General features: G+C 60.1%; 14 protein-coding genes. 10 read left to right on the forward strand and 4 right to left on the reverse strand.

Features of this window, described 5'->3' with window-relative positions; translation table 11 throughout:
- The first annotated feature begins 27 nt into the window (after positions 1 to 27).
- From AC0Z4S_RS14435 to AC0Z4S_RS14455, 5 genes are all read left to right on the forward strand, one after another.
- A complete protein-coding gene (locus AC0Z4S_RS14435; protein WP_485623496.1) occupies positions 28 to 936 on the forward strand; it encodes a carbohydrate ABC transporter permease in 909 nt (302 codons plus the stop codon).
- Complete coding sequence (locus AC0Z4S_RS14440) at positions 929 to 1774, forward strand: carbohydrate ABC transporter permease (RefSeq protein ID WP_042607262.1); 846 nt, start codon at positions 929 to 931, stop codon at positions 1772 to 1774. Before AC0Z4S_RS14435 ends, AC0Z4S_RS14440 begins: the two co-directional genes overlap by 8 nt.
- 2 nt (positions 1775 to 1776) lie before the next feature.
- Positions 1777 to 2937 carry an ABC transporter ATP-binding protein gene (locus AC0Z4S_RS14445; RefSeq protein WP_485623498.1) on the forward strand — a complete coding sequence of 387 codons (1161 nt, stop codon included), beginning with the start codon at positions 1777 to 1779 and terminating at the stop codon, positions 2935 to 2937.
- Between the two features lie 191 nt (positions 2938 to 3128).
- Positions 3129 to 4478, forward strand: coding sequence for a carbohydrate porin (locus AC0Z4S_RS14450; protein WP_471878027.1), 1350 nt, complete (start codon positions 3129 to 3131; stop codon positions 4476 to 4478).
- A 106-nt stretch (positions 4479 to 4584) separates the two neighbouring features.
- Positions 4585 to 5439, forward strand: a complete 855-nt coding sequence (locus tag AC0Z4S_RS14455) for a D-hexose-6-phosphate mutarotase (RefSeq protein WP_073472039.1) — start codon at positions 4585 to 4587, stop codon at positions 5437 to 5439.
- Positions 5440 to 5530: 91 nt separating this feature from the next.
- Here the strand turns inward: AC0Z4S_RS14455 and AC0Z4S_RS14460 are convergent, their stop codons facing one another.
- The gene (locus AC0Z4S_RS14460) at positions 5531 to 6391 is read right to left on the reverse strand and encodes a MurR/RpiR family transcriptional regulator (protein WP_169842436.1); all 861 of its coding nucleotides are present in this window, start codon (positions 6389 to 6391) and stop codon (positions 5531 to 5533) included.
- A 226-nt stretch (positions 6392 to 6617) separates the two neighbouring features.
- Between AC0Z4S_RS14460 and zwf the strand changes: the two genes are divergently transcribed.
- The 4 genes from zwf (at position 6618) to AC0Z4S_RS14480 (ending at position 10217) form a co-directional block, all read left to right on the forward strand.
- Positions 6618 to 8084, forward strand: coding sequence for a glucose-6-phosphate dehydrogenase (gene zwf / locus AC0Z4S_RS14465; RefSeq protein WP_016773537.1), 1467 nt, complete (start codon positions 6618 to 6620; stop codon positions 8082 to 8084).
- Positions 8071 to 8784 (forward strand): 6-phosphogluconolactonase, encoded by a 714-nt coding sequence (gene pgl / locus AC0Z4S_RS14470; RefSeq protein WP_485623499.1) that lies wholly within the window; start codon positions 8071 to 8073, stop codon positions 8782 to 8784. The genes zwf and pgl overlap by 14 nt, the downstream gene beginning before the upstream one ends.
- Positions 8785 to 8801: 17 nt before the next feature.
- A complete protein-coding gene (locus tag AC0Z4S_RS14475) occupies positions 8802 to 9467 on the forward strand; it encodes a bifunctional 4-hydroxy-2-oxoglutarate aldolase/2-dehydro-3-deoxy-phosphogluconate aldolase (RefSeq protein ID WP_016773539.1) in 666 nt (221 codons plus the stop codon).
- 171 nt (positions 9468 to 9638) lie between these two features.
- Positions 9639 to 10217: a hypothetical protein gene (locus AC0Z4S_RS14480; protein ID WP_485623500.1), complete on the forward strand. Its 579-nt coding sequence runs from the start codon at positions 9639 to 9641 to the stop codon at positions 10215 to 10217.
- Here the strand turns inward: AC0Z4S_RS14480 and AC0Z4S_RS14485 are convergent.
- Positions 10214 to 11395: an aminotransferase class V-fold PLP-dependent enzyme gene (locus tag AC0Z4S_RS14485; RefSeq protein ID WP_485623501.1), complete on the reverse strand. Its 1182-nt coding sequence runs from the start codon at positions 11393 to 11395 to the stop codon at positions 10214 to 10216. The two genes, AC0Z4S_RS14480 and AC0Z4S_RS14485, sit on opposite strands and share 4 nt — an antisense overlap.
- Before the next feature lie 30 nt (positions 11396 to 11425).
- Complete coding sequence (locus AC0Z4S_RS14490) at positions 11426 to 11662, reverse strand: DUF3820 family protein (RefSeq protein ID WP_429394300.1); 237 nt, start codon at positions 11660 to 11662, stop codon at positions 11426 to 11428.
- Between the two features lie 206 nt (positions 11663 to 11868).
- Here AC0Z4S_RS14490 and AC0Z4S_RS14495 point away from each other — a divergent pair, with 206 nt between their 5' ends.
- Positions 11869 to 12336: a ferritin-like domain-containing protein gene (locus AC0Z4S_RS14495; protein WP_485623502.1), complete on the forward strand. Its 468-nt coding sequence runs from the start codon at positions 11869 to 11871 to the stop codon at positions 12334 to 12336.
- A gap of 140 nt (positions 12337 to 12476) precedes the next feature.
- Here the strand turns inward: AC0Z4S_RS14495 and AC0Z4S_RS14500 are convergent, their stop codons facing one another.
- A complete protein-coding gene (locus AC0Z4S_RS14500) occupies positions 12477 to 12947 on the reverse strand; it encodes a MaoC family dehydratase (RefSeq protein WP_003227420.1) in 471 nt (156 codons plus the stop codon).
- Between the last annotated feature and the right edge of the window lie 42 nt (positions 12948 to 12989).

The raw sequence follows: 12989 nt of genomic DNA on the forward strand, positions 1-12989 counted from the left end.
GTTTGTAATCTTATTGTGGATTTCCCCATGAGTTCTGTTGCTGTGTTCAGCAAGGCCTCGCCGTTCGATGCATTGCAGCGCTGGCTACCGAAACTGGTGCTGGCGCCGAGCATGTTCATCGTGCTGGTGGGCTTCTATGGCTACATCCTGTGGACGTTCATTCTGTCGTTCACCACGTCGACCTTCCTGCCCAACTACAAGTGGGCCGGTCTGGCGCAATACGCGCGGTTGTTCGACAACGATCGCTGGTGGGTGGCGAGCAAGAACCTCGCCGTGTTCGGCGGCATGTTCATCGGCATCACCCTGGTGATCGGCGTGTTGCTGGCGGTGTTCCTCGACCAGCGCATCCGTCGCGAAGGCTTTATCCGCACCATTTACCTCTACCCGATGGCGCTCTCGATGATCGTCACCGGTACCGCGTGGAAATGGCTGCTCAACCCGGGCATGGGCCTGGACAAATTGTTGCGTGACTGGGGCTGGGAAGGCTTCCGTCTGGACTGGCTGATCGACCCCGATCGCGTGATTTATTGCCTGGTGATCGCCGCTGTGTGGCAAGCCTCGGGCTTCATCATGGCGATGTTCCTTGCCGGCCTGCGTGGCGTCGATCAATCGATCATCCGTGCCGCGCAGATCGACGGCGCGAGCATGCCGCGCATCTACTGGAAAGTCGTACTGCCAAGCCTGCGTCCGGTGTTCTTCAGTGCGGTGATGATCCTTGCGCACATCGCGATCAAGAGCTTCGACCTCGTTGCGGCAATGACCGCCGGCGGCCCGGGTTATTCCTCCGACCTGCCAGCGATGTTCATGTATTCCTTCACTTTCAGTCGCGGCCAGATGGGCATGGGCTCGGCCAGTGCGATTCTGATGCTCGGTGCGATCCTCGCGATCATCGTGCCTTACCTGTACTCCGAGCTGAGGACCAAGCGTAATGACTAGTCTCGCTGCCAAACCCGCCATCAGCTTGAGCCGCATCGCGATCTACGCGGTGCTGATCTTCGCGGTGTTTCTCTATCTGGTGCCGCTGGTGGTCATGTTGCTGACCAGCTTCAAGACGCCGGAAGACATCAGCACCGGCAACCTGTTGAGCTGGCCGACCGTGGTCAGCGGCATCGGCTGGGTCAAGGCCTGGGCCACGGTTGACGGCTACTTCTGGAACTCGATCAAGATCACCGTACCCGCCGTAATCATCTCCACCGCCATCGGTGCGTTGAACGGTTACGTGCTGTCGATGTGGCGCTTTCGGGGTTCGCAGCTGTTTTTCGGTCTGCTGCTGTTCGGCTGCTTCCTGCCGTTCCAGACCGTGCTGCTGCCGGCCTCGTTCACCCTCGGCAAGATGGGCCTGGCGAGCACTACCACCGGGCTGGTCTTCGTCCACGTAGTTTACGGTCTGGCGTTCACCACGCTGTTCTTCCGCAACTACTACGTGAGCATTCCCGATGCGCTGGTCAAGGCTGCGCGCCTGGATGGCGCGGGGTTCTTCACGATTTTCCGCCGCATCATCCTGCCGATGTCGACGCCGATCATCATGGTCTGCCTGATCTGGCAGTTCACCCAGATCTGGAACGACTTCCTGTTCGGGGTGGTGTTCTCCAGCGGTGATTCGCAACCGATCACCGTGGCGCTGAACAACCTGGTCAACACCAGCACCGGCGCCAAGGAATACAACGTGGATATGGCAGCGGCGATGATCGCCGGCCTGCCGACCCTGCTGGTCTATGTGGTCGCAGGCAAGTATTTCGTGCGCGGGCTGACGGCCGGCGCGGTCAAGGGGTAATCATGGCTACGCTTGAACTTCGCAACGTAAACAAGACCTACGGGGCCGGCCTGCCGGACACCCTGAAGAACATCGAACTGTCGATCAAGGACGGTGAATTCCTGATCCTCGTCGGCCCGTCGGGCTGCGGCAAATCGACCTTGATGAACTGCATCGCCGGTCTGGAAACCATCACCGGCGGCGCGATCATGATCGGTGATCAGGACGTCAGCGGCATGAGCCCCAAGGATCGCGACATCGCCATGGTGTTCCAGTCCTACGCGCTGTACCCGACCATGAGTGTGCGCGAGAACATCGAGTTCGGCCTGAAGATCCGCAAGATGCCGCAGGCGGCGATCGACGAAGAAGTCGCCCGCGTGGCCAAGCTGTTGCAGATCGAACACCTGCTCAATCGCAAGCCGGGCCAGCTCTCCGGTGGTCAACAACAGCGCGTGGCGATGGGTCGTGCCCTGGCGCGGCGTCCGAAGATTTATCTGTTCGACGAACCGCTGTCCAACCTCGACGCCAAGCTGCGCGTCGAGATGCGCACCGAAATGAAACTGATGCACCAGCGCCTGAAAACCACCACGGTCTACGTGACCCACGACCAGATCGAAGCGATGACCCTGGGCGACAAAGTCGCGGTGATGAAGGATGGCATCATCCAGCAGTTCGGTACGCCGAAAGACATCTATAACGACCCGGCGAACCTGTTCGTCGCCAGCTTCATCGGTTCGCCGCCGATGAACTTCATCCCCCTGCGTTTGCAGCGCAAGGACGGTCGTCTGCTGGCGCTGCTCGACAGCGGTCAGGCGCGTTGTGAATTGCCGATGAGCACGCAGGACGCCGGGCTCGAAGACCGCGAAGTGATCCTCGGCCTCCGCCCGGAGCAGATCTGTCTGGCGAACGGCGAGGGCAATGGTCTGCCAAGCATCCGCGCGGAAGTGCAGGTCACGGAGCCGACCGGTCCGGACACGCTGGTGTTCGTCAATCTGAATGACACCAAAGTCTGCTGCCGACTGGCGCCGGACGTGGCACCGCAGGTGGGCGAAAGCCTGACGCTGCAATTCGATCCATCGAAAGTGTTGTTGTTCGACGCCAATACCGGCGAGCGCCTCGGCACTGCCGGCCAACCGCAGACCGATGCGCGGTCTGCGAACGTCGCCCAATTCAAAGGGCGCTGAAAAACAGTGTAGGAGTGAGCCTGCTCGCGATGACGGTGTATCAGTCGACAGAGATGTTGAATGTAAAACCGCATTCGCGAGCAGGCTCGCTCCCACAGGGGGCAAGCGGTGCCCGGCCTGTCGAGCACCGCACTTTATGTAAACCGCGTTAGATAAAAACAGTTAATAACAATAAAGACGAGGATGTAGGGATGAAAAAGAAACACGTCAATGCCCGGTTGATCTGCCAGGTTTCTGCGGCAGCTGCACTGGTGCTGGCCGGTAATGCAATGGCGGCGGATGCCTTCAGCTCCGACTCCAAATGGATGACCGGCGACTGGGGCGGTGAGCGCACCAAGCTGATCGAGCAGGGTATCGACATCAAGGCCGACTACGTTGGCGAGATGGGCGCCAACCTGCACGGTGGTTATGACGACGACAAGACCGGCCGCTACAGCGACCAGTTCGGCCTCGGCGTGGCCCTCGACCTGCAGAAACTGTGGGGCTGGGACAACACGCAAGCGAAAATCCAGCTGACCAACCGTAACGGCTACAACATCTCCAACGACCGCGTTGGCGATCCGCGTGCCGGCACCCTCAGCTCCTCGCAGGAAGTCTACGGCCGTGGCCACATGGTGCGTCTGACCCAACTGTGGATCCAACACCAGTTCTTCGACAACAAGCTCGACGTCAAGGCCGGTTACTTCGGCGAAGGCGAAGACTTCAACACCTTCCCGTGCGACTTCCAGAACCTCGCGTTCTGCGGTTCGCAAGTGGGTAACTGGGCGACCAACATCTGGTACAACTGGCCAGTCAGCCAGGCCGCGATCCGTGTGAAGTACAACATCAACGACGAGCTCTACGCGCAGATCGGCGCGTACAACCAGAACCCGTCGCAGCTGGAACACGGCAACGGCTTCAAGCTCAGCGGCAGCGGCACCAAGGGTACCGTGCTGCCGGTTGAATTGGTCTGGTCGCCGAAGGTCAACAGCCTGCCGGGCGAATACCGCGTCGGTTACTACAAGAGCACGGCCGATGCCGACGATGTTCGCGAAGACGTCAACGGTTTCGACGCGGCAACCACTGGTGACGACTACAAGTCGCACAGCAGCAAGCACGGCTACTGGTTCGTCGCGCAACAACAACTCACCAGCCACAACGGTGATGCTACTCGCGGTCTGAACATCGCCGCCAACGCGACCTTCCACGACAAGGACACCAACTTCATCGACAACTACCAGTCGGTGATGTTTGTCTACAAAGGCCCGTTCGATGCGCGTCCGAAGGATGACATCGGCATCGGCGCGGCGCGTATCCACGTCAACAAGGACGTCAAGCGCAACGCTGAACTGCTGAACGCTTCCAACGGTGTGTCCGACTACGACAACGCCGCGTTCTCGCCGATTCGTGAAACTGAATACAACTACGAGCTCAACTACGGCATCCACGTCACCAACTGGCTGACCGTGCGTCCCAACCTGCAATACATCACCCATCCGGGCGGTGTGGATGAAGTCGATAACGCTTTGGTCGCTGGCCTGAAAATTCAGTCAACGTTCTGACGCGTCTGCGATAAGCTCCTCTCTATGTGCGCATTTTGCGGACAGCCCAGGCTGTCCGCTTTTTTTTGGGGCGAGGCGCAGCCCAATGATTTCAGGATCGTGGCAAATGCATGAGCATCCGCTGCAACGCTTCTTCAAGTCCCTGCGCGAGCGACCGGTGTTCGCCTGGGAGCGCTATCAGATGCGCGACGTGCTGGTGATCGATCATCCGCTGTGTCAGGCGGTGTTCAGTCGTCAGGGCGCGCAGTTGCTGCACTTTCAACCGCGCGGGCAGAAGCCGTGGTTGTGGTGCGCGGCGAAGTGGCCGCATGTCGGCGCGATCCGCGGTGGCGTGCCGGTGTGCTGGCCGTGGTATGGACGTCATCCGAGCGAAAATGCCTGGCCGTCCCATGGCTGGGCGCGACTGCTTGACTGGAAGTTGCTCGACAGCAGCAGCGCTGAAGATGGCGTGCGCCTGCACTGGCAATTGCAGCTGTGCGATTGGCAGGTTGACCTGCACGCGCATCTGGGCGAACGCATGGAATTACGCCTGAGCACTGAGCATCAGGACGACATGCCGTGCCAGTTGAGCCAGGCTTTGCACGCTTACTGGCGTATTGGCGATGTTGGTGAGATAGCGCTGTCTGGCCTCGAAGGCGCGCAGGGTTATGACCAGTTGAACCGTCAGGTTTGCCAGCAGGAAGGTGAGTTGCGCGTCGATGGCGGCTGCCAGCGGGTGTTCCAGCATGACGGCGAATTGCAGCTCAAGGATCACGCCTGGCAGCGCGAGTTGTGCATCGATACCGGTGACAGTGGCGACACCGTCGTCTGGCATCCGGGCGCGCGGCCGTTGCTGGGGGTGAGCTGGGACGAAGTATCGGAATTCGTTTGCGTGGAAGCGGCGGCGGGCGGCACCGACAGTCTGCACTTGGCGCCGGGGGAGAAGGCGCATTTAAGTTTGCAGGCGTGGGCGGCGGCCTGAAGATCAAAAGATCGCAGCCTTCGGCAGCTCCTACCTTGGAATGCGTTCCTGTAGGAGCTGCCGAAGGCTGCGATCTTTTACGCGAAGCGTCCTAATTGAACTCATCCCCGACCGGATACCGGCTCGCATTCAGGCTCTCTTTGATCTTGCGCAGATGCGGCTGGAAATCCACGCCACGGCGCAAGGTCATCCCCGTCGCCAAAACATCCAGCACGGTCAACTGAATGATCCGCGAGGTCATCGGCATATAGATGTCGGTGTCTTCCGGCAGCGGAATGTTCAGGCTCAGCGTACTGGCCTTGGCCAGCGGCGAATTCTCCGCCGTCAGGCCCAGCACGGACGCGCCGTTCTCCCGGGCGATCCGCGCCACTTCCACCAGTTCGCGCGTACGCCCGGTGTAGGAAATGATCACGAACAGCTCACCGGTGTGCGCCACCGAAGCAATCATCCGCTGCATCAGCACATCGGCATGCGCGGTGACCGCGAGGTTGAAGCGGAAAAACTTGTGCTGCGCGTCCAGCGCCACCGGGGCCGAAGCACCGAGGCCGAAAAAGTGGATCTGCCGCGCCTGGATCAACAGGTCGACGGCGCGGCTGATCAGGTTCGGGTCCAGCGCCTGGCAAGCGCTGTCCAGGGAGGCGATGGCGCTGCCGAAAATCTTCTGCGTGTAGGCTTCGGGATTGTCGTCGGCCTCGACCGCGCGGCTGACATACGCCGCGCCACTGGCCAGGCTCTGGGCCAATTGCAGCTTGAGTTCGGGATAACCGCTGACACCGAATGAACGGCAGAAACGGTTGACCGTCGGTTCGCTGACCGAGGCGGCCTGGGCGAGGGCGGCGATGCTGAAGCGGGTGGCCTGCTGCGGGTTGAGCAGGATCACCTCGGCGACCTTACGTTCGGCCTTGTTCAGCTCTTCAAGGCGACTCTGGATCTGTTCCAGTAAATTTCGCACGCGGTCCATATGGAATTCCTGATTCACCAACGCAGAGTTGCGTCGGGCTATGCAAATTGGGCCTTTGATATGGCCCGTGACGGTGGCCTATCCTACTGATGCGTCCGGGCGACCACCACTCGGATTGAGTATTCTGCGAAAATGTTGTGGTTATTACTACATTTTCCCTTGAGTGATGCCTTGAAAAAAGGTATTTGTAGCTTAACTTGATAAAAGAACAAACATCATGCCTTCCATTACGGTTGAACCGTGCACCTTTGCCTTGTTCGGCGCGTTGGGCGATCTGGCCCTGCGCAAGCTGTTTCCTGCCCTTTATCACCTTGACGGTGCCGACCTGCTGCACGAAGACACGCGGATCATCGCGCTGGCTCGTGAGCCCGGCAGCGAGCAGCAGCACATGGCGTTCATCGCCGCCGAATTGCGCCGTTACGTCGGCAAAGAGCTGAACGAAACTGTGGCCGAACGCTTTCTCGCGCGCCTGACCTACCTGCACGTCGACTTCCTCAAGGCCGAAGATTACGTGGCGCTGGCGGAACTGGCCGGCAGCAGCCAGCGCATGATCGCCTACTTCGCCACCCCGGCGGCGGTGTACGGCGCGATCTGCGAGAACCTGGAAAAAGTCGGTCTGGCCGAGAACACCCGTGTGGTCCTGGAAAAGCCGATCGGCTCTGACCTGGAATCGTCGCGCAAGGTCAACGACGCAGTGGCGCAGTTCTTCCCGGAAGACCGCACTTACCGCATCGACCACTATCTGGGCAAGGAAACCGTTCAGAACCTGATCGCCCTGCGTTTCGCCAACAGCCTGTTCGAAACCCAGTGGAACCAGAATTACATCTCCCACGTGGAAATCACCGTGGCCGAGAAGGTCGGCATCGAAGGCCGTTGGGGCTACTTCGACAAGGCCGGCCAACTGCGCGACATGATCCAGAATCACCTGTTGCAGTTGCTCTGCCTGATCGCCATGGACCCACCGGCCGACCTGTCCGCCGACAGCATCCGTGACGAAAAGGTGAAAGTGCTCAAGGCGCTGGCGCCGATCAGCCCGGAAGGCCTGACCACACAAGTGGTGCGCGGCCAGTACATCGCCGGTCACAGCGAAGGTAAATCGGTACCGGGCTACCTCGAAGAACCGAATTCCAATACCCAGAGCGACACCGAAACCTTCGTCGCCCTGCGTGCCGATATCCGCAACTGGCGCTGGGCCGGCGTGCCGTTCTATTTGCGCACCGGCAAGCGCATGCCGCAAAAGCTGTCGCAGATCGTCATCCATTTCAAGGAACCATCGCATTACATCTTCGCCCCGGAGCAGCGCCTGCAGATCAGCAACAAACTGATCATTCGCCTGCAACCGGACGAAGGCATTTCCTTGCGCGTGATGACCAAAGAGCAGGGCCTGGACAAGGGCATGCAACTGCGCAGCGGGCCGCTGCAACTGAATTTCTCCGACACCTGGCGTAGCGCGCGGATCCCCGATGCCTACGAGCGGTTGTTGCTGGAAGTGATGAACGGCAATCAGAACCTGTTTGTCCGTAAAGATGAAATCGAAGCCGCGTGGAAGTGGTGTGACCAGCTGATCGCCGGGTGGAAAAAATCCGGCGACGCGCCCAAGCCGTATGCGGCCGGGTCGTGGGGGCCGATGAGCTCCATTGCTTTGATCACGCGGGACGGGAGGTCGTGGTATGGCGATATCTGATGTGCAACTGCCGGCGGGCGTGACTGCCCACGAATTCAACAGCCCGGTTTTGCTTGCCGAAGGCCTGGCGCTGAACGTTGCCAAGCAACTGAGCGAGGCCATTGCCGCGCGCGGCAACGCGGTGCTGGTGGTGTCCGGCGGGCGCAGCCCGGTGGCGTTTTTCCAGCACCTGGCCAGGCAGGAGCTGGACTGGTCGAAGGTCGTTGTGACCCTGGCCGACGAGCGTTGGGTGCCGGTCGAACACGCCGACAGCAACGCCGGTCTGCTCAAGCAGTACCTGCTCAAAGGTCCGGCGGCGAAGGCGCAGTTCCTCAGCCTCTACAGCGCGGCGGCCAACGTCGAGCAGGCAGCTGAACAGGCTGATCGTCTGCTCGCCGAGCTGCCACCGATCGACGTGCTGGTGCTGGGCATGGGCGATGACGGTCACACCGCGTCGCTGTTCCCCGACAGCCCGAACCTCGCCGAAGCCCTGCAAGCCGATGGCACGCGCCGTTGCTGGCCGATGCTGGCGCCCAGCGTGCCACGTCAGCGCCTGACCATGAGCCGTGCGCTGCTGGCTTCGGCCAAACACAAGATTCTGTCGATTTCCGGTCAATCGAAACTGACCACCCTGAATGCCGCGCTGGCATCCGATGACGTCGCGGCCATGCCGGTGCGCGCGTTTCTGCAACCTACGTTAGAGATTTACTGGTGCCCATGAGCCAAGGAACAGCCGCTATGACAACCCCATCCCCGACCGTTTCCATGGCGGACAAAGTTGCCCTGATCGACAGTCTCTGCGCCAAAGCGCGGATCCTGCCGGTGATCACCATCGCCCGCGAACAAGACGTGCTGCCACTGGCCGACGCCCTCGCCGCCGGTGGCCTGACCGCGCTGGAGGTGACTCTGCGTTCGCAGTTCGGCCTCAAAGCCATCCAGATCCTGCGCGAACAGCGTCCGGAACTGATGACCGGTGCAGGCACCGTGCTCGATCGCAACATGCTCGCGGCGGCGGAAGCGGCAGGCTCGCAATTCATCGTCACCCCGGGCATCACCCGCGACCTGCTCGAAGCCAGCGTCGACAGCCCGATTCCGCTGCTGCCGGGCATCAGCAACGCCTCGGGGATCATGGAAGGCTACGGTCTTGGGTATCGCCGCTTCAAGCTGTTCCCGGCGGAAGTCAGCGGTGGCGTAGCGGCAATCAAGGCCCTCGGTGGTCCGTTCGGCGAAGTGAAATTCTGCCCGACTGGCGGCGTCGGCCCGGCCAATATCAAGAGCTACATGGCGCTGAAAAACGTCATGTGCGTGGGCGGTAGCTGGATGCTCGATCCGGAGTGGATCAAGAACGGCGACTGGGCCCGCATTCAGGAATGCACCGCAGAGGCCCTGGCGCTGCTGGACTGATCTTTACCCCTACACCTCGTTGTGTGCTTTACGGCTTTATGGTGCGCTTGGTCGGCGCACCTTTTTTTTGCGCCGAAGAAAGTAAACATACATGCCGCGATACATAGTTAACGCACGCGGTCCGTTCGCCGGGGTTAACCTGCGTTCATCTTATGGAAGAGAGAACGCCTCATGGACGATTTTCAGTCTCTGCCCCTTGCGCCACATTCCCGTTATCAAGCGAAGCGGTTGGCGCTCGGCAGTCGCGATCGGCGCAGCCAACCGCAGGTGCGCAACATCAGCCAAGGCGTCGAAGGCCTGCCACTGATCCTGCGTCTGTCGCTGGCCGACGCCATGACTGGCCAGCCGGTCAGCGGCGCGCTGGTGCGAATTCAACAGACGATCGATACCAACATCTGCCTGGGCGGCGATCAATTGACCGATAACCATGGCATCGTCCGTTTTACCAGCGTCTATCCGGATCGCCCGGTGCCGGGCACGTCGTGCCTCACTCTGAACGTATACATCCCCAGTGACGATAACGGCGCGCCAGCACACCACGAGGCCTGGGCCGGAACCTTGCATCTGCCCGGCCGCTGCAGCTGCGCACTCGTCGCCGAGGACGCTGTACTGCTGGTGCTGCAGCCGATCGCCGGAGAGGATCTCGAAGACGGCGCCTTCGCTTGCCAGACCCTCGGCATCGATACCTTTGCCGTGTCTTCGCAGATCGGCCTCGCAGGCTACGAAAAGAATAACGCTGTGCGGTTTTAGCGCAGGTGGTTCAACGCGCGGACCAATAGCTCCATCTCGCCAGCCGTGGTGGTCAGCCCCGGCGTGATGCGAATGCATGGCCCGGACGCGGCGCCGGTGCGTACCACGGTGAACAGGTTGAACTCGCTGAGCAGGCGCTCAACCATGACCTGTTGATCTTCATGACGCGTGAAACGCAGCGAGGTGATGCCGCAATACAGTTGCGGGTCATCCGGCGTCATTACTTCGATGCCCGGCAGGTGGCGCACGGCGCTGACCCAGAGATTGCGCAGGTAATTCAGGCGTGCGCTTTTGGCTGCGGCACCGCCGAGGGCGTTGTGCTCTTCGAACACCAGCGGCAGGGTCATCAGCGCTGGAATGTTCGGCGTGCTGTACGAGGTGCGCGCGCGAATGTCGGTCACCGGATAATGCATCTCGCCCATGTCCGGATCGATGTCGGCCAGACGCTGCGGGGCGATGTAGATAAAGCCAAGGGTCAGCGGCGCGCCGATCCACTTGTGCAGGTTGTAGCCGGCGAAAGCGATGCCCAACGCTTGCAGATCGAATTCGATCTGGCCGAGGGCGTGGGCACCGTCGAGGATAATGTCGACCCCATGCTCTTTGGCCAGCGCGGCGATGGCCTGCACCGGCATGACCAGACCGGTGCGGTGGGTGACGTGGGTCAGGGCCATCAATTTGATTTTCGGGTGGCGGACAAAAGCCTCGCGATAGCTTTCCAGCAGGCTGTCGAAGCTGGCCGGATGGCGGTGGGCAATTTCGATCACCTCGACGCCGCGGTGTTTCGCCAGCCAGCGCATGGCGCCTTTGACCGTGTCGTAGTCGAGGTCGCAGATCAGCACCTGGTCGCCCGGCTGCAGGCGATTGTAATTGCGGATCAGCGATTGCAGGCCTTCGGTGGCGTTACGCGTCAGGGCCACGCTTTGCGCGCGTACGCCAATCAGTTCGGCCAGTTGCGCGCGGATCTCGAGGTTGTCGTGCTGTTCAAAGCGCTGGCGCACGTAAACCGAGTTGCTGGTGTTGATCAGCTCGATGTTGCGCTGGTATTCCTCGATCACCGTGCGCGACAGGCGCCCGAAGTAACCGTTCTCCAGGTTGACCGGACCGGGCTGCACATCGTATCGGTCGGCAAAGGTTTGCCAGAAAGCTTCATCACGGGCTCGGCGGGTGTTGTCAGGCATGGTCGGCGTGGCTCAAGAGAGGAGGGCGCTTCAGTGGCGCGGGGCGGGTTTGCCATGTTTGGCGCGTAGCGGCTCAAGCAGGTCGGACAGGCCGTTGTGGTCGATCTCCTGCATCAGCGCGAGCAGACCACCGAGTTCGCTGTGGGGAAAGCCTTCACGAGCGAACCAGTTCAGATAGGGGCCAGGCAGGTCGGCAATGATTCGGCCCTTGTACTTGCCGAAAGGCATCTCGCGGGTGATCAGCAGTTCGAGTTTTTCCGGATTCATCAGCACGCTTCGTTGGTTTTCAGATCAGTCTGGAAAATACAGGCATTCTGCATGCAGGCCAAATGACAGATCATGCAAAAAACCAGCATACAGATGGTTCAATCTTTCGTAACCAATTGAAAATAAAGCATTTTTAATTGATCAGAAAGCTGGCACGCACACTGCAATATCCCTTGCATCTTCAACCCATCGCAAGGAATTGAAAAATGACCGACATGAATAAAGAAGCCATTTCTGTACTCAACGACCTGATTGAAACCTGCAAGGACGGTCAGGAAGGGTTCAAGACTTGCGCCGAAGACATCAAGCATCCAGAACTGAAATCCCTGTTTGTGACTCGCGCCGCCGACTGCGCCACCGCAGCTGCCGAGCTGCAGGCTCAGGTACGTTCGCTGGGCGGTGATCCGGAAACCTCGACCAGCGTTGCCGGTGATCTGCACCGTCGCTGGGTCGACGTGAAATCGATGTTCACCGGCAAAGACGAAGAGGCTGTGCTGAACGAAGCCGAGCGCGGTGAAGACCATGCGCTGAAGGCTTACAAAGAAGCGCTGGAAAAAATCAGCAAGCACAATCTGGTGGGTATTCGTGACCTGGTTGAGCGTCAGTACCACGGCGTACAACGCAACCACGACCAGGTGAAAGCCCTGCGTAACCAGGCTCGTGCCAACTCGTAAGAGTTAGTCGGCTACAAAAAACGCCAGCTAGTCTGGCGTTTTTTTGTGCGCGTCTGGAAAGCGAAGATCGCAGCCTGCGGCAGCTCCTACGGGGGAATGCATTCCAAAGTAGGAGCTGCCGAAGGCTGCGATCTTTTCGATCAACCAATACTGATCGCCGGCAATGTCGGCAACGTCACCGTCTGCTGCTTGCGCGGCGCGAGAATCTCCGCCTCGCCATCCACCACCAACTCATCACGCTGGTTGAATACGCGCGTGGCAATGCGTACGCGAAATTTCGGCAGTTTCTCGAGAATTTCCAGACGCACCGTCAACGTGTCGCCAATCTTCACCGGTTTCTGAAAGCTCATCTGCTGACCGATATAAATAGTGCCCGGCCCAGGCAGTTCGCAAGCGACCGCTGCGCTGATCAGTGCACCGCTGAACATGCCGTGGGCGATGCGTTCCTTGAACATGCTCGCGGCGGCAAACTCGGCGTCCAGGTGCACCGGGTTGTGGTCGCCCGACATCGCGGCGAACAGCTGAATGTCGCGCTCTTCGACAGTCTTGCTGTAGCTGGCGGTCTGGCCGACTTCGAGGGCTTCGTAAGGGATGTTGGTAACCTGGGTCATCGGTATCGCTTCCTGTGACGGATTTCTGTGAATCCACAAAAA

This window comes from Pseudomonas sp. 1L-B-1-E-C1, assembly GCF_057291835.1.